The sequence below is a fragment of the Clostridium sp. CTA-7 genome, assembly GCF_054768095.1.
Genome location: NZ_BAAAAV010000003.1, coordinates 292,635 through 310,156 on the forward strand (window position 1 = coordinate 292,635; position 17,522 = coordinate 310,156).

At 28.6% G+C, this 17,522-nt stretch carries 10 protein-coding genes and 1 pseudogene; all 11 read right to left on the bottom strand.

Features of this window, described 5'->3' with window-relative positions; genetic code table 11:
* Nucleotides 1–8 precede the first annotated feature (8 nt).
* Nucleotides 9–1,541: a murein biosynthesis integral membrane protein MurJ gene (gene murJ, locus ACYUEX_RS07560; protein WP_460287395.1), complete on the bottom strand. Its 1,533-nt coding sequence runs from the start codon at nucleotides 1,539–1,541 to the stop codon at nucleotides 9–11.
* On the bottom strand, nucleotides 1,528–2,268 hold the full coding sequence (locus tag ACYUEX_RS07565) for a WecB/TagA/CpsF family glycosyltransferase (RefSeq protein ID WP_411167966.1): 741 nt from the start codon (nucleotides 2,266–2,268) through the stop codon (nucleotides 1,528–1,530). The genes murJ and ACYUEX_RS07565 overlap by 14 nt, the downstream gene beginning before the upstream one ends.
* Nucleotides 2,269–2,395: 127 nt before the next feature.
* Nucleotides 2,396–3,484, bottom strand: a complete 1,089-nt coding sequence (locus ACYUEX_RS07570) for a tetratricopeptide repeat protein (RefSeq protein WP_460287397.1) — start codon at nucleotides 3,482–3,484, stop codon at nucleotides 2,396–2,398.
* 421 nt (nucleotides 3,485–3,905) lie between these two features.
* Nucleotides 3,906–4,031: a hypothetical protein gene (locus ACYUEX_RS07575; RefSeq protein WP_411167968.1), complete on the bottom strand. Its 126-nt coding sequence runs from the start codon at nucleotides 4,029–4,031 to the stop codon at nucleotides 3,906–3,908.
* The gene (locus ACYUEX_RS07580; RefSeq protein WP_411167969.1) at nucleotides 4,015–4,155 is read right to left on the bottom strand and encodes a hypothetical protein; all 141 of its coding nucleotides are present in this window, start codon (nucleotides 4,153–4,155) and stop codon (nucleotides 4,015–4,017) included. The genes ACYUEX_RS07575 and ACYUEX_RS07580 overlap by 17 nt, the downstream gene beginning before the upstream one ends.
* A gap of 54 nt (nucleotides 4,156–4,209) precedes the next feature.
* Nucleotides 4,210–4,356: pseudogene (locus tag ACYUEX_RS07585) on the bottom strand (transposase); the annotation flags it as partial.
* A gap of 81 nt (nucleotides 4,357–4,437) precedes the next feature.
* Nucleotides 4,438–5,955, bottom strand: a complete 1,518-nt coding sequence (locus ACYUEX_RS07590; protein ID WP_460287398.1) for a thiol-activated cytolysin family protein — start codon at nucleotides 5,953–5,955, stop codon at nucleotides 4,438–4,440.
* Nucleotides 5,956–6,517: 562 nt separating this feature from the next.
* Nucleotides 6,518–9,556, bottom strand: a complete 3,039-nt coding sequence (gene lacZ / locus ACYUEX_RS07595) for a beta-galactosidase, LacZ type (RefSeq protein ID WP_460287399.1) — start codon at nucleotides 9,554–9,556, stop codon at nucleotides 6,518–6,520.
* A gap of 261 nt (nucleotides 9,557–9,817) precedes the next feature.
* Nucleotides 9,818–15,004, bottom strand: coding sequence for an endo-alpha-N-acetylgalactosaminidase family protein (locus ACYUEX_RS07600; protein ID WP_460287401.1), 5,187 nt, complete (start codon nucleotides 15,002–15,004; stop codon nucleotides 9,818–9,820).
* A gap of 681 nt (nucleotides 15,005–15,685) precedes the next feature.
* Nucleotides 15,686–16,588 carry a carbohydrate ABC transporter permease gene (locus tag ACYUEX_RS07605; protein WP_460287403.1) on the bottom strand — a complete coding sequence of 301 codons (903 nt, stop codon included), beginning with the start codon at nucleotides 16,586–16,588 and terminating at the stop codon, nucleotides 15,686–15,688.
* A gap of 5 nt (nucleotides 16,589–16,593) precedes the next feature.
* Nucleotides 16,594–17,475, bottom strand: a complete 882-nt coding sequence (locus ACYUEX_RS07610) for a carbohydrate ABC transporter permease (protein WP_460287405.1) — start codon at nucleotides 17,473–17,475, stop codon at nucleotides 16,594–16,596.
* Nucleotides 17,476–17,522: the final 47 nt, after the last annotated feature.

Below are 17,522 nucleotides of genomic sequence, written 5' to 3' on the forward strand. Positions count from 1 at the left end.
TTATTAAACTAAACCTCCCTTCTAACTTTTCCTTTTATCATGCTTAAAGCTTCATTAAGTTCTTCTATTTGTAGTAACTTACATATTACTACAAAGAAAACTGCTCCAACTATTCCATCTAATAAAATAATTGCAAAAGAATTCTCCAATTTAAATAAATTATTCATAAAATACAATGCTACTAGCATTAAAGTTGAGCTTAACGTTACTTTAATTATTTTTATAATCATATCTTTTACATCAAATTTTCCAATTATTTTCTTAGTTGAATTTAATAAGAGTATTGCTATTAATCCAGATGAAATAGATGTTGCTATAGCTATACCTAAAACGCCTATATATTTTGATAGTATTATGCTTAAAATAATATTTATTACAACACCAATAACTCCATTTATCGTTGTTACCTTTGTCTTTTTCATAGAAAATAAAGAGGAATTCAATATATCTCTTATTCCTGCAAAGGGTAGTTGTATTGAATATCCTAAAAGAGCCATAGATGTTATAATAACAGCTCCTGAATCAAATTTTCCTCTTGCATAAAAGGCTACAACTATTTCTTTTCTTAGAAATAACATACCAAAAGTAATAGGAATTAAAAATAAACATATAATTACGATAGACTTAGTTAAATATTTAATAAATCCCTCTTTGTCTCCAGAGTTCAACCTATTTGCCATTAACGGATAAACCACTGATACTATTGAAGTTGTTATAGCAGTATTAGCAAATTGGACTATTCTTTGTGAATATTCTAAAGATGCCATACTTCCTGTACTTAATCCAGAAGCTAAACTTTTATCCACTAGCATATTTATTGAATTTGCTCCCGCTCCAATTATAACCGGAATTATTAAAATCATCATAGTCTTTAGTTTTTCATCTTTTAAATCTATATATAATTTAAATTTATATCCTTGCTTATATAGAGAAGGAATTTGAACTAATACTCTTAGTAGATTTCCTAAAACATTAGCTATTGTAAGACCAATAATACTTACTTCACCAAAAAAAGCTAAATATACAATTATAGGAAGATTAAAAAATAGCCCTAACAATGATGGCACTATAAAATCTTCACATACTTGTAATATTGAAGCGAAGCATGCATTAACACATAGTAATACTATATTTATTAAAGTTATTCTCGTTAAAAATATGGTTAAATCCATTTGTTCTTTTGTAAATTTAGGAACAAATACATTAACTATATCCTTTGTAAATATTAATCCCAATAATACTATAAATAATGATGCTATACCTAAAATAGTAACAACATTATTTGAAAATTTAAACATTTCATCCTTATTCTTATTATGTCTTATTTCACTTAGCATCGGTATAAATGTAGTTGATATTGCAAGACCAACTATCATAAAAACTGATTCAGGTATTGCAACTGATGCAACGTATATATCGTATGGTCCTCCAACTCCAAAATGATATGCCGCAAGCATATCTCTACCAAATCCTATTATTCTACTTAATATAGTCATAGTCATAACTATAAAAGTTGCTTTAAATATCTTATTTTTGCTCATACATCACCTTTTTATTTTTAAATACTAATAATAAAAATTTAGGAATACTTCCAAGCCTCTTTATTCTCCAAGGCTCTTTTGCAACTCTATAAAGCCATTCTAATCCAAGTTTTATCATCCATTTAGGAGCTCTATTAACTTTTTCTGCAATTACATCAAAGCTTCCTCCAACCCCCATAAATATTTTGCATGGTAACTCATCCATATATTTAACTATAAATTTCTCTTGCCTTGGACATCCCATTGCAACAAAAATAGCATATGGCTTTTTTTCTTTTATTTCGTTTAATATCTCATCAGAATTATTAATATCAAAAAATCCATTTCTATATCCTACTATATTTATATTTGGATATTTAACCATTAAATTTGCAACACAAGCTTTAATATTTTCATCAGATGTTCCTAAAAGATATATTCCTTTATCTTCTCTTTCACATCTTTTTATTATTTCCTTCATTAAATCTATTCCTGCAATTTTTTCTTTAACAGGAGTTTTTAAACGCTTGGCTGCAATTTGCAATCCAACACCATCAGGTATTATAAATGATTTATTAGATTTAAAATTATTTAATAATTCCTCATTGTATAATCCTGTGTATAACACCTCGGGATTTCCTGATATAATATGCACCTTATTAAATTTATCTATATATTTTAAAGCATCTATTAAGGTGTTTTTATAAACTTTATATCCCAAGACATCAATAAAATTATTATCTTTCATTTCTTCTCCTCAATAATATATTTATTAAAATTATTTATAAATATAATACCATATTTATCTACTTTACTAAAGAAATAAATTGTATATATAAATTTGGGAGTTTAATATTTAAACTCCCAATTCAACTTTATTTATTTAACATTTTCTCTAAATCTTTTACTACTTCATCTTCTGGATTTAACTTTTTAGCTATATTTAAATGTAACTTAGCTTCCTCTAAATTATTTAAATTAACATAGCACATAACTATATTAGTACATACTTCTACTTCTTTAGTAACCTCAAATGCCTTTTTAAAATATCTTATTGCGCTTTGGAAATCATTAATACATGCATAATTTATTCCAAGTTCAACTACCACTTCATATATGCCACTTTCTTTTTGTAAGCTTTCATTTAAATAATATATAGCTTTTTCATAATTTTCTATTTTTCTATATGCAACTCCTAAATAGTAATAAATTAATGGATTTTTCTCAAACTTTTCTACCAATTTTAAAAGAAGTTCTATTGTTTTGCTAGGATTATCATTTAAATGCTCTATAGCAATTTCATAATTGGAAACGTTAGTAATATCATCAATAACTATCTTTATATTTTCTGTTACTTCTCCACCCTTATTTAAATACTCGTTTATTGAAACCTTTGCTCCTTTGAAATCTCCATCATCTTTTAATATTAAAGCCTTATAAAGATAAGCCTCTGGAACTTTCAACAAATTAGTCTCACAATATTCAATATCCTGTAATAACATTTCTTTAAAAGTACTATCCTTTTCTCTTATATTTTCCCCAACTAATAATAGTTTCTTCATAATATCAATATCTTTTGAATATCTGTAAAAACCTTTTAATAATAAGTAAGCATCTATCATTAAATCATCTTTTATTTTTTTGGAAACTATACTTTTTATACAATTCTCTGTATCTTTTATATAAGTTAATATTGTTTCATAATCTTCATTAAACTTCAGATTTTCATCTGCTCCTAAGGCAAAAAACATTCCTTCTATAAAGTAATATATAGGTAAATTTTTTATTTTAATTTCATTATTTACATTTGATGTTATGTAATCTGGGGATATAGGTAAATATAAATCTTTATTTTTAAAAGTTACATAACTAGGAATATTTATACTTTCTTTAAATCCTTCTTTATTCATTTCTAAAAATAGTAATTTACCTAACTTTTCTTTAAATGCTGCATTATAATCCAATACAGATCCCTCCTTAAAAATAACTTTATTATAAATGATAATCTCCCATTATAATCAATATACTTATTTTTTATTTTTATATATTGAAAAATATATAAATGTAAGAAATAAATTTATAAAATTTTATAATTATTTGCATGACAAAAAAACCTTAAATAGCTTTTTAATAATTTAAAGGTTTATAGCTTTTAAAGTTTATTAATTAAAACTATACGCCTTTAAAATTGACTTTTTAGATATATTTGCTAATACTCTCATTTTCCTCTGCATTGTTATTAAAATAACTCACACATACCCATTTATCTCTTGTAATAATACTTTCAATATTACTTATTCTATATTCCCAACTCTAAATATCATTGCAAGTCTACATGATAATTCTAATTATATTTTTCTTTTCATAATTTTACAAGACAATTTTCTATAAAAACAAGTAATTATATCTTTTTAAAGCCCCTTCTCTTACGTCGCTCTTACCATCATATTCTTTAACCAATTTATCTATATAAATTTTAGAACAATTTAATAATTCAATTAGCTTCTTCATTTAATAGATGCTGAACATATGTTTTAGCAAAAACTCCACATCTTGCTACTATAGAATAAATTACACTATACTCTTTCGCCAATTCATTCGATCCAATTGTATCAACCTTTAAAAGAGATGCCATTTGACCAGTAAAGTCCCCAAAGCTGAGCTGGTGGCTTGATTAAGTCTTATAAAGGCATACATTCGCTTTGATAATTTCCACACCATTTCTTTTGCATATTTCCCTTAACATCTTACCTGTTTCAACTTTGTACTTTCCATATATTATCTGTCTTCTATACTTTGACGCAAATACTATATGATATCGGCATCTCCATTTTGTCTACTGGTATAGCCAGTGGTTATCAAAACAAAAAAGTCATATTTTGAGTACATTCTCAAAATATGACCTTTATATTATTTGTTAAAAAGTAACATTAGCACTAGGGTATAATGTTGTTCCTCCAATTGTAACTTTTATTTCATTTGTTAAAGGAACATTTTGTTCATTAATTATATTTCTCCAGCCTTCCCATGCTAGTCCAGTTAATTCCCAAGCTAATATCTTTATATTTTTAGCATTAGCTGGCAATGGTATTACTGTATTAAAATGAGCAGTTTTATTTTTATCGTTTCCTTCCCATTCTTTATGTGTTAATATCTCTTTTCCATTTTCATCATAAGAAACTTCATCCCATGATACTTCAAATTGTGCAACATACGCTCCATAATGATCTAAAATAATTTTACCTTTTGAATATTCTGTAGAAGTAGTTTCTACATAATCTGTTTTATTATGAACAGCTGCAACTGAATTATCTCTTAAGAAAACACTTGTATAAGAAATCGGATATCCCGGATTTCTAGTACTAAACACTGCATTATTTTTAATTACATTTCTTACTTCATCAAAATCCTTAGTAATAATCTTATTATGCTCACTTGAGTCACCACCTAAAACTACAGCTGTAAAAGAACTATCATCATATATATCTTTATATTGATTGTTAGTATTAATACTACCATCTTTTAGTAATGCCTTAAAAGCCGCTTGTACATCTTTACTCTTTGAATTTGTTTCTAACTTTACATAAATAGTTCTACCGTAGGCTACATTTGATACCATAACTGGTGGTGCTTGATTACTTACACCTTTTCGTGTTAATTCATTAAATGTAACGCTCTCATCAAAAAGATCTGAAGGATTATTTGGTAATTCTGCACTTACAGTATAAAATATTTGCTTATATGCTGCTACCATAACCTTCTTTTCACCATTACTAACTGCATCGAAATCGATTCCAAGAGAATTGTTAAGTACATTGGCGTTTACATTAAGAGCACTAGCTATTTGAGATTTACTATAGACCATAGACTCTGAATACTGTGTTCTAGCTGGTAATGTATGTGAATTTGAATACTTATTGTTCCATAAAGAAACTAAATCATCAATAGCTCCAGATACATTTCCATAAGTTGGATTGTTAACAGTGGTTATTTTCTCTTTTCCCATACCTGGTAAATCTATACTTATGTTTAATGGTTTTCTTTTAGCAGTTAATAAATTAGGTTTATTATCTACAAAATCACCATTAACAAGTTGTAATGCACCTGGGTATGTTCTATCTGTTACTGAGTCAATAATTGAAATGTCTACAGGAGATGTTGTTATTGATTTTTTATTTCTCTCTACAACTATAAATTTATCATTTGAAAATAGGCCTTCTTTTGGAACAAAGCTTTCTACCCTATCTCCATTAGAGGCTAAAACTTCATATTTGTTGTAGTCTAAATTTGATATCCCTAAATCGATATCACTAGCATTATCATTCTTAGCTACTAGATTTGTGTCTATCGCTTTTACAGGATAAGATACAATACTTAAACTAAAAATTGCGCAAAGTAGTAACATTTTTTTATTAATTTGTTTTAAGAATTCCATCTTTCATTTCCCCCTTAAAATATTAAAAATTCATCTCCTTTGTCTTAATTTTAACAATTTTCTTTATTAAAATAAATAGTTTTTTAGAAATTTTTACATTTGCTAACAATAATACTGTTCATTTACCATTTTTGAATTTTTTATGAATTTTTTTATATATCTTCATAATTTTTTCTGCATTATTTACCATTATTTTACTGTTATTTTGTTTATATTATTTATTTAATACAATTTCAAATTAAATTTTTTAAATTTGAAATGATATTTATTAATATAATTTATATTAACTAGAAAAAATGAGTATAATAGTTAAAAATTTATTCTCCAATAGTATGTAATAAATTATCTTTATTAAATAAAAAATTAACAATTATTGAGAAATTCAATAAAATTAATCATCTATTTTTAAAAAGTATGTACTATCCCATTATTTCATCTTTTAACAGATATAATAACTATTAAAACACATAAAGACCTAGAAGCGAAATAACACCTCTAAGTCTTTGATATTATTTTATATAATCCCATTAATATTTTTTATTAGTACCATCCTAAATAAAAACTATATTGCTATTATATTAAACTTTAAGCATCTATCTTCATTGGCCTTTAATAAATATTCTTCATGAGGTGTTGCCCCCCAACTATCATCTCCACCTACCCCTGTTTGTTTTGATGATACTTTTATAACAGTATTGTAGACTTTCGGCAATTCATAGTGATGATTTGCATTATCTAGTTCATGAGGTGTAAATGGCAATGCACTAAAATCTAATGAATCTCCAAATATCTTTACTCCATGGCCTTTGTTATCAGTAATTTTAGCCCACCTAACCCCTGTTCTATTACCGCACTCTTGTGGTACAACATACTTTGACACATTATCACTAACCTTTATTTTATAAACATCGAGTCTTGCTCCTTTATTTCTATCTTGATAATTCTCATCTGCTCCATACCCATAATATTCTAAGTTGTCATATAAACATGGAATCTTAAATATCATTCCAAAGTCAAGCATATTAGGTAAATTTTCAGTTCCCTTATATTCTAATTCAACCTCTATTTTTCCATCACCATAAACAACATAAGTAAGCTTACAGTTAGTGGTTGGTATTGTCGGTAACTCATAAGTATATGATATACTTGCATTATAATCACTAATTTTTGTTTCTATATCTATTATATTTTGATATAAACTAGCACCTTTCCACATAGATGATTTAAATCCCATCTTACTACCGTTATCATTATCTGTTATAGCTCTCCAAAAATTCGGTTTAGGAATTGAACTTATAAGCTCTACATCTCTATGTTTATAAGAAATCAACCCACCATATGCCTTTGAGAACATTATCTGGAAGTATTCTCCCTTTACTCCAAAATTAAATTCACAATTACTTACTACTATTTTTTCTAATTTATTCTCTTCTTCTTGTTCAACATTATAAACACATTGACCATAAGCCACTTCATGCCCTTTATTTGCCCATAATGTATCTTCTTTTAAAACTATAGATACATTAACAATATATTCACCTTTCTCCTTAGCTTTGCTTATAGGTAATTGAATTTTCTTTTCTTCTTGTGGTGATAATTCTACTTCTAAATAGCCTTCTTCTTTTACTTCACCATTTTTTAATAATGAATACTTTAATTTATACTTGCTCATATCAATAAATAAATTATTATTTTTTATAACAGCAGATGTTTCCTCTACATTTACCATGAAGCTTTGGTAATTATATTTAACCTCTTGCATTTTAGGTGAGACCTTTCTATCTGCATATACTATTCCATTGGTGCAAAAATTATAATCTGTTGGTCTATCTCCAAAATCTCCACCAAAAGCAATATATTCTTTTCCATATATATCTTTTGTTAATATTCCTTGATCTATATAATCCCAAATAAATCCACCTTGATACATTAGATATTTTCCTGAAAGATCTGTGTATTTGTGCATACCGCCATTTGAATTTCCCATGGAATGTGTATATTCACATAATATAAAAGGCTTTTTAGGATTATCATTTAAATACTTTTCTATATCCCAAACCTTAGCATACATCCTGCTTTCCATATCACTTGTATCATTAAATCTTCTATCTTGAAATACTCCCTCATAATGAACTAACCTTGAATCATCTCTTTCTTTAAAAAGCTGAGACATTTTATATATATTTTCTCCACCAAAGGACTCATTACCACAGGACCAAATTAATATTGATGGATGATTCTTATCCCTTTCAAGCATTGCACTAGCTCTAGAAAGAACAGCTTCTAGCCATTGACTTTTCCCATCTGGAATAACATTTACATAATCTATTCTACCAATGTTTTGCCAAGTTCCATGAGTTTCTAAATTTGCTTCATCAATTAAATATAAACCATACTCATCACACAATTCATAGAAATAACTGTTATTTGGATAATGTGATGTTCTTACTGCATTAATATTATTTTGCTTAATAGTTTTAACATCATAAAGCATTTCTTCTTTAGATATATTTCTTCCATTATACATACTAAATTCATGTCTATTTACACCTTTAAAAACTATTCTTCTTCCATTAATATGCATAATATTATTTATCATTTTAAACTCTCTAAACCCAACTTTTTCAGTTACAACTTCTACTATTTCATTATTATCATCAAGAATTTCAATTATTAAATTATATAAATTAGGCTTTTCAGCACTCCATAATTTTATATTGTTTACTTCAAATTTTATTTCTAAATTGCAGTCTTCTTTAGATTTATCTATATTCTTACCTATATTTATAATATTTTCAGAATTTATTAAAGAAGTTGCATCTTTAGAATCTATTAAAGATAATCTTAATGACCCTTTTAATCCGCCTAAAATATCTAATTGTATATTAAGATCACTATCCTTATAATTATTTTTTAGACTTGTCTTTATGAACATATCTCTTATATGAGTTTTAGGTATTGTATAAAGATATACATCTCTAAAAATTCCTGAAAACCTCCAAAAATCTTGATCTTCTAGCCAACTACCTGTACTAAATTTTACTACCATTACAGCAAGTCTATTTTTACCTTCTTTTATATATGGTGTTAAATCAAATTCAGCTGGAGTAAAACTATCTTCACTATATCCAACAAACTCTCCATTAAGCCATATATAAAAAGCTGACTCTACCCCTTGAAAGGATATATAAATAGGTTTATCTTTCCATTCATTATTAATATAAAAATCCTTTGCATATCTACCAACAGGATTAAAGTCCTTTGGTATTTGTGGAGGTATAAGATTCTCATGTCCATCCCAAGGATACATTGTATTTACATAATGAGGTTTACCATACCCTTGTAATTGAATATGCCCTGGAACCTCTATAGTATCCCAGTTATCAACCCTAAAATCTTCTTTATAGAAGTCCTTTTGCATATTATATAGATTGTTCGCATAATTAAACTTCCAGCTTCCATTTAATGAAGATTTCATATATGTTTTATTAGAAGTAGCTTCCTCCATATTTTTAAAATATTTGTGATCAGAATGATATTTCATTCTATTCACTTGAAAAATTTCTGGATCCTCTAACCATTCCAAATCAAAGTTATTCATAATATCCCCCTTTATCTCAACTTGCAATTTTCTATACTTTCATAAGTCTTTTATTAAATTCTAATAAATTTATCCCATTAAAAGAATGATTTTTATTAGTATTTTTTGATATATATTAACTTTTACTAATGTTGTAATCTTCTCCAATCTGTATATTAATTTATTATTAATATTTCTATTAAGAAAAGAGACCTTCTTACAAAGTAAATATAAGAAGATCCCTTTTATTATTTGCCCTAATTACTAAAAACTTTAAACTTTTTACTCACTTATTTTCTTTCTATCTTTTCTCTTAACAAAGAATAATAAGCCTACTCCAACTATAGCTAAAGCTAAAATAACTAAATTGCTACTATTAACTCCACCAGTATTAGGAAGTGATCCACTTGGTTTTCCTCCATTTGATGGCTTTCCTCCATTTGTTGGTTTTCCTCCTTGCTCTTTGTCGTCGTCTGATGGTTTGTTTCCTTCACCAGGCTTATTGTTTCCACCCTTTTCTTCTAAATTAGCTAAAGCTAATTCTAAAGACTTAGTTGCAGAATCAATTTCTTTTTCAGTAGCTTCTTCATTAGCAAATATAGTTCTTGCATTTGCTAAAGCCTTATCTAAAGATTTTAAACTCTTATTAGTATATTTATTTCTATCAATATTTTCTACTTTATTGATTAGATCTTCTAACATATCTTTATTTGGTTTTAATCTTAACGCTAGGAATGCTCTCATTAAGTTATCATAAGTTTCATTTACTTCTTCCACCATAGCATTTTCGTCAGCCATAACTTTGTTTGCAGCTTCTAAAGCTGTTTGTAACTTAACCCAAGTAGAAGAGATAAATTCATTTTCTGATAATGTAGCTATTTTATCCATTAAAGCTTGTAACGCTGCTTTATCACCTTTTTTGAATGATAACATCTGCATAGCCTTACTTAATCTATCAAAGGAATTATCTACTTTAGTTTGAGTAACTTTTTCATTACCTAATATTCCCTTAGCTTCTTCTAAAGCAGCCTTGAATTCTTCCACTACAGCTGAGACAACATCCTTAAGTTCTTCTTCAGTTACTTCTTCAGCAACTTCTACAGCTATTTCTAAATGCTTTTTGTAAACTGGCTTTTCTATAATGCTATTATTAAATATATCGATACTCTTATTTAATTCAACTATAGCCTCATTTAATTGCTTATCTTTTGCTCCTTCACCTTCTAAAACAGCTTGTGCTAATTTTATAGCCTCCTCTAAAGCATCCTTTGCAGATTGTGGATATTGACCATTTTCATTACCTATTTCAGCATTTTCCAATGTATCAGAAGCTTCCTTTATAGCATTGCTTAAATCAACTTTGATGTCTTTACCTACATTCAACTCCCCAATTGTTGCAAATCCATTCTTACCTTCCAAAGCAATAAGCTTAACATATTTTGCTTCAGTAGTTTCAAACCTTGCAACCTTTAGCCCTTTATTAGCAACCCAGTCTCCTTCTGCAACCTTAGTATAATTTTCACCATCCATACTTGTATAAATTTCATACTTTGTAATAACTCCATTATCTTGACCTTGTCTTGGTACAACCGTTACTTTATTAATATTATAAGTATCCCCTAAATCAAGAGTAATTGAATGCGGTAATACTGCTGGCTTACCTGACCACTTGCTGTGCCAGAAAGTCTCATTATCTCCATCGATAGCATTACTTACTGGTGCCCATTCTCCGCTAGTTTCTTCACTTGAAGCAGTAACTTTCATGCCTGATTGAGGTATTAAACTTATATCATCTGATTGATCAATAGATGCTTCTGGATCTATATCACCTTTTGGTATTTCAATATATTCACCTACTCCAAGATCTTCTACTACAAGATCATCAATTACTAAATCTGACTGTCCACCTAATACAATTGTTCCAATCCATAAGTTACCTGATTCTGGTGCTGTAAACTCAACAATATAATCCTTAGGTGTATCAGCAAGGTCAAAGCTTTGCATTGAAAGTTGATTTTTACCATCACCAATTACAAAAGCATAGTCTCCTTTTATTGCATTTTCATACTTGAATGAAACTTTATAATTTCTTCCTGGGGTAAATCTTAATGTTTGTGGTATTGTTTGATATAATAATCCACCTGACTCTTTGTGTGCCTTTAAGGAATAATGTCCATTTATGACATCATCAATTTCTTTTCCATTCCATCCCTTTTGAGTATAAGGTGCATGTAACTCTGATAAATGTGTTCTTGGATCATTTGTTCCACCAGCTGGACCTTTTACAAATGGATATAATCCATGTTGAACATTCTCAAAATCTTGAGTGAAATACACATTATTAGGATTTGCAGATCTTTCTGTCTTAGTAACCCTAACATCATCAAATACAACAGTCCCTGATCCATCATTTACTTCTAAATAAAGTGTAGCATTATCTTTCCCTTCCGGAACATCAAAAACTACTGACATTCTTTGCATATAACTTCCATGCTTCGAATCTGCAGCAATGTAATTTTTAGCAAATGATATGTCTGCATAATTGGAAACATCAGCATTACCATAATCTTTAACACCTATAGTTGCTTTACGATCTCCAATTACTTCTACAGCTACAGAAGCTTCATAAGTTCCTGGTTCTAATCCTGTAAGCTTTTGACTTACTACTGAAGTATTCTCACCAGAAGTTTTTAACTCATAATTTCCTCTATCATTTCTTACTATAGATAAATCCTTACCTTCTGCATTCCAACCATCTAATGTTGAACTTTCAAATCCAGGATTCTTAACTATTCCACCTTGTCCCCAATCATTAATTACCTTTGGTGCTACTTCACCTTTATCAATAACATATGGTACATTGGCCTCTGCATTAATAGTAATTTGATTGTTATTAACAATTATATTTCCAGCTTCTACACGTCCTGTATCTGTTAATTTATATAATTTAACAGTGCTTAACCCCGCCCAACTATTTGGTAATGTCCAAGTAGTGCTTCCACCTTCACTATTCCAATGATATAACTTAGTTTCTTCCTTAGGATTCCAAGGTAATAAGTAGCTATTACCATCTAAAATTGTAATACCATCTTTAGACATAACTCTTGTACCAGTTTTATTTGATACAGTTATGTTGTTTTCAAAATTAATAGTATCCTCTGTCCATTTTATTATTGGGAAGTGTTGCATGTATTTTGTTGGTAGATTAGTATCGAAAGTCATTTCAATAGTATTATCAAAGTTTGTTCTTCCTACCCAACCTTCATAATCATCCATCTCAGTTCCACCTAAAAGTGGATGTCTTACAATCCAAGCATCTTTTTGATGATTTCTAATAAATCTTGCAATATTACTACTATAACCTTTCATATCTTGGCCACCATACTTATAATCTACTGACCAATGATACCATGTAGAATCATTTTCTAATACATAAGGGAATTCTGTAGTTAGATTCCAACCTAATGAATTTACTTCTTTAGCAAATCTTCTTGCATCAAAGCCTTGTTCAAAAAATGCATCAGCATAAATAAAATCTAAATTCGGTACTGCCTCCTTTAGTACATCTAATCTCTCTAATCTATTATTTTCTGATGCTTCTTTTCTCATTTTTTCTTTATTAAAGTCATAAGAAGCATCTAACCAGTCCCATCCTAGTTTCTTAATATCTATAACATCCTCTGAGAAATTCTTTGCTTCTGGATTTGCTCCTGTAGCTGATATATGAACACCAAAATATCCACCATATTTATGACCTTCATTAACTAAGGTATTTAAATCCTCAACGCCACCTTGTCTCTCTCCAATGTGGTTACCATAATCTAGGTGAGCTTGGTCATGTCCTTCTGCTTGATATCCTTTAAGTTCTACCCACTGTCCTAGCCCATCTGTAGCCAGATACATTTTCTTAGTTTCATCAAGAGTCTTTAAAAATGGATTTGTAGCTTGGCTTGCAAAGTTAAATGGAATACGCATAACAACTAAGTCCGGAACATCTTCTGAACGGAATGGAACATTCATGATTTCACGGAATGCTACAGCTCCATCTTGCCAATCAACAATACTATCTTCATTAGAATCTTCCGTTATTATAACTTTAGTTACTGGCATTTCTTTCATTATATTGTCTTCAGCTAATGTAGTTGGCATATTTTCAGCTCTATAAACCCATGAACTACTCCAAAGTGATGTTTGAGTATAATTCCCAGTATTTGTTGTTTGCTTTCTTATTCTATCATTATCATTATCTGAACTATAATCTGAATAAGCATTTGTCCAAATAGCTCCTGAAAGTTCATTTGTGTTTAATATACCATATAAATAATTCGTAGGAGTCTTAGATACAGTACTTTTATCTGTAACAGTTTCAAAAACGTCACCTGTACCATTTACTTTATTATTCATACGAGAACCAGCAAACTTTGCTCCTGATTGCGTACTACGTACTGATAATAAATTTTGATTAGCAAATTCTATACTCTTTACTTTATCAGCTCCATTTTCTTTAACTTCTGTAATATTCATAGTTAATATATTTTTCTCAACTGTAAATTTTGTTTTTATAACAACATTAATTTCATCAATAGTAATTGTATATTCTCCTTGATTTGTATATTCTACTTTAGGAGTATACTCTTTTCCATTAATAAGCACTTTATCTGAAGAGTACTCTGTTCCATACATTATTTTACCGTCTTTTTCATATTTCATTACATTAGGGAAATTCTTATCTATTGTTACCTTCATATCTCCTGATGAAATAACATCAGTGTTAGTTATTGGTCTTCCATTAGTAACATCTCCCCCTGGATTACTTACTACATCTGAATATTTAATATTATCTATAAGCATTGTTTTACTATTGTACCATGATCTAAACCCTATTTTCCCAGCCTCAGTTGGAAATTGTTTTAAAGAATCTACTGAGAATGTATCAATATTAAATATTTCTTTACCATCAAGGAACATTGTAATTTTTGTTCCTATATATTTCACCTTCATTGTATATTGTTTATCTACTTCTAATTTTGGACCAGGTATACCATCCTTCCAACCAGTTGGACACTCAATTAGCCACGTTCCATCTGTATTGTTATATCCAGCAAATGCCCATGAATCTGGTGATGTATATCTAAATATTGCACCTACTCTACTAGCATCTCCTTGCAGTGTAAATTGGAATTCATATTCTCCATTTGCTTTAGCTGGTGAATTTTCATCTACTATAATATTATTTCCACTGTTCTTAAAAACTAAGTTTCCACCTACCACAGATAATGGTTCTTTTGGCGTACCTTTAACAGCTTTCCATCCACCTACATTTCCATCATCAAAATTCTGAGTATAAGTATTAAGTTCTTCTGCAAACACTGATAATGTTGATATTGGCATAATTTGAGTAACTATAAATGCTACTACTAATCCAAGTATCCTTGCCCTTTTAAACATTTCTTTCAAATTTCTTCTCACAAAAACACGTCTATATAATATTATCAATTTATTGATAATATCTAATTCTGTTCATAAAGGCTCGCTAACCCTTTACAGTTCTCTTATGAACTTCTCATGCTTTCACATGAGACCAGACTATATCACCTACCTAAATATAATTAACAAATTATATTTAGGTAGCCACCCACTTCCACTACCAATTGCTTGTAATGTACGGTATATATACCTAGTCGTTGAACCTTATCCTATTCAGATCTTGGCTGCTGATTACCCATTATTAAAAACACTTAGGATTTAACCATATGACATCTAACTAATTTTTTTTACTTTCGTAACCTTCACACTCATCCTTATTTCATAATCATGTTGTGGTTTAGTTAGCTTTAGGGACTTCCAGCAATTAAGGTGGTTTGCTATGCAAATTTCTTTACATAGGGGGCATTTAGTTAAAATTTCATTACCCCTTTAATTTATCCTAATATACAAAAAGAGTATTTAATAATTAATTCACCTCCTATCGATACTCTTTTTAATTTTTAGCAAATCCAACATACTCCAAAATTATTTTAATTAAGTTTTTAACACATATTAACTTTATATAATATCCCATAATTTGAATTAATTAACATTGATATTTTAAAATAATGCTGAATCATCTTTAAATCTAAGAGGATTCAGCTTAAAATAATTTTTCTTTAATTACTCCTTTACCGCTCCAGCTGCAACACCGCTAAAAATATATTTTTGGAATATAAAATATATTACTACTGTTGGAATCATAACAACTATTGTTGCCGCACTTAACTTAGGCATAGAAGATGTCTGAGGATTCTGTACATAATTAAACAGTAAAGTACTTAATGTACGGTGCTCTCCCCCTGGCATATATAGGAAAGGAATATACATGTCATTTAAAACATCAACAGCCTTAAGTATGCCAAGTGTTGCTGTTGCTGGAATAACCATAGGGAATATTATTTTCCAATATATAGTAAAATATGATGCCCCATCAATCATAGCACTTTCGTCTATAGAAAGAGGTATCTGCTCTAAAAATTGATTATAAATGTATATTTGCATTAAATCAGCGCCTATATATATAAATATTGGTGCAAGTAGCGTATTATAAAGTTTTAAATCTGTCATTATTCCAAATCTAGATATTTCAGTAACAGTACCTGGTATTATTAAACCTATCAAAAACATAGCATAATATACTTTTTTCAATTTAAAATCAAACCTAGTTAAACAATATGCCACCATAGTACTTAAAAGAGAGTTTATTATTACAGTAACTATTACTAATATAGTTGAATTTTTCAATGCAACAAAAACTTGACCATTTTTAAAAACATCCTTGTAATTATCAAGCATTAAACTTGTAGGAGGTTTAATAGCTGATTCTGACCCTATTTGAGATAGAGTTTTAAATGATGCAAAGAATGTAACTAGCATTGGCATAATTACTATTACTGCAATAAAAATAAATATCATAAATTTTAATACATCACCACTTTGAATTGACTTCTTCTTTTTTATTTTTTTAGTCTTTTTTTCAATTGAAGTGTTAGTACTATTTTTTTTCTCCAAATTAGCTTCCATTGATATCACCCCTTCAATTTAAGTAGTTTCTTCTGAACAACTGAAATCACTATAATAATCATCATTAAAATTACAGCCATAGCTGATGCCTTTCCAAAACTTGAATATTGAAAAGCTGTTTTAATAGTCTCTATTGTGAATGTACTACTAGCATTTCCAGGTCCTCCACTAGTCATAACATATGGAATATCAAATATCATCAAAGCTCCTCTTACATTTAAGAATAATATTATTTCAACAACGCCTTTAATATTTGGTAATACTATATGATAAAACTGTTTAAAGCTACTTGCTCCATCAATAAGAGAAGCTTCTACCATATCAGTTGGTAATGACTGAAATGCTGCTAAAAATAATATTATATGAATCCCTGAAAATTTCCATAATGAAACTATAGCAAGGGACATATTAACTATTTTAGGATCACTTAGCCATGAAACCTCATTCATATGTAAAAATTGTAGAAAACTATTTAACACTCCATTCTCTGAACTATATAAGAATGAGAACATACATGCAACAGCAACACCATTAATTACATATGGTAAAAATACAATGGTTTTAAAAGCTTTACAACCTCTAACTCTATTATCTAATAAGAATGCAATAAAAAGTTCTACTGGTATGAATAATAAGTGGAAAATGAAATAAACCCCATTATTTTTTAACGAAGACCAGATTTCTGGAGAATCAAAAAATATTTTTCTAAAATTATCTAATCCAACAAAATTTTTTGTATCGCTTAATCCATTCCAATTTGTAAAACTCAATCCCATTAATTTTACTAATGGAAATAACATAAATACTATCATTAATATTGTAGGTATAACTAAAAAACTAAATAATAACTTATTCTTTTGTGCATCTTTTCTATTAATTGCTAGCACAATACCCCTCCAATCTTATTTGTAAAAAAAGAATAAAGTATCCAAAG

Bases quoted from the DNA above. Each gene is read 5' to 3' on its own strand.
- ACYUEX_RS07580 (WP_411167969.1), bottom strand. From the start codon at position 4,155: ATGGCATCTCTTTTAAAGGTTGATACAATTGGATCGAATGAATTGGCG.
- lacZ (WP_460287399.1), bottom strand. From the start codon at position 9,556: ATGAATAACTTTGATTTGGAATGGTTAGAGGATCCAGAAATTTTTCAA.
- ACYUEX_RS07565 (WP_411167966.1), bottom strand. From the start codon at position 2,268: ATGAAAGATAATAATTTTATTGATGTCTTGGGATATAAAGTTTATAAA.
- ACYUEX_RS07605 (WP_460287403.1), bottom strand. From the start codon at position 16,588: ATGGAAGCTAATTTGGAGAAAAAAAATAGTACTAACACTTCAATTGAA.
- ACYUEX_RS07575 (WP_411167968.1), bottom strand. From the start codon at position 4,031: ATGAAGAAGCTAATTGAATTATTAAATTGTTCTAAAATTTATATAGAT.
- murJ (WP_460287395.1), bottom strand. From the start codon at position 1,541: ATGAGCAAAAATAAGATATTTAAAGCAACTTTTATAGTTATGACTATG.
- ACYUEX_RS07590 (WP_460287398.1), bottom strand. From the start codon at position 5,955: ATGGAATTCTTAAAACAAATTAATAAAAAAATGTTACTACTTTGCGCA.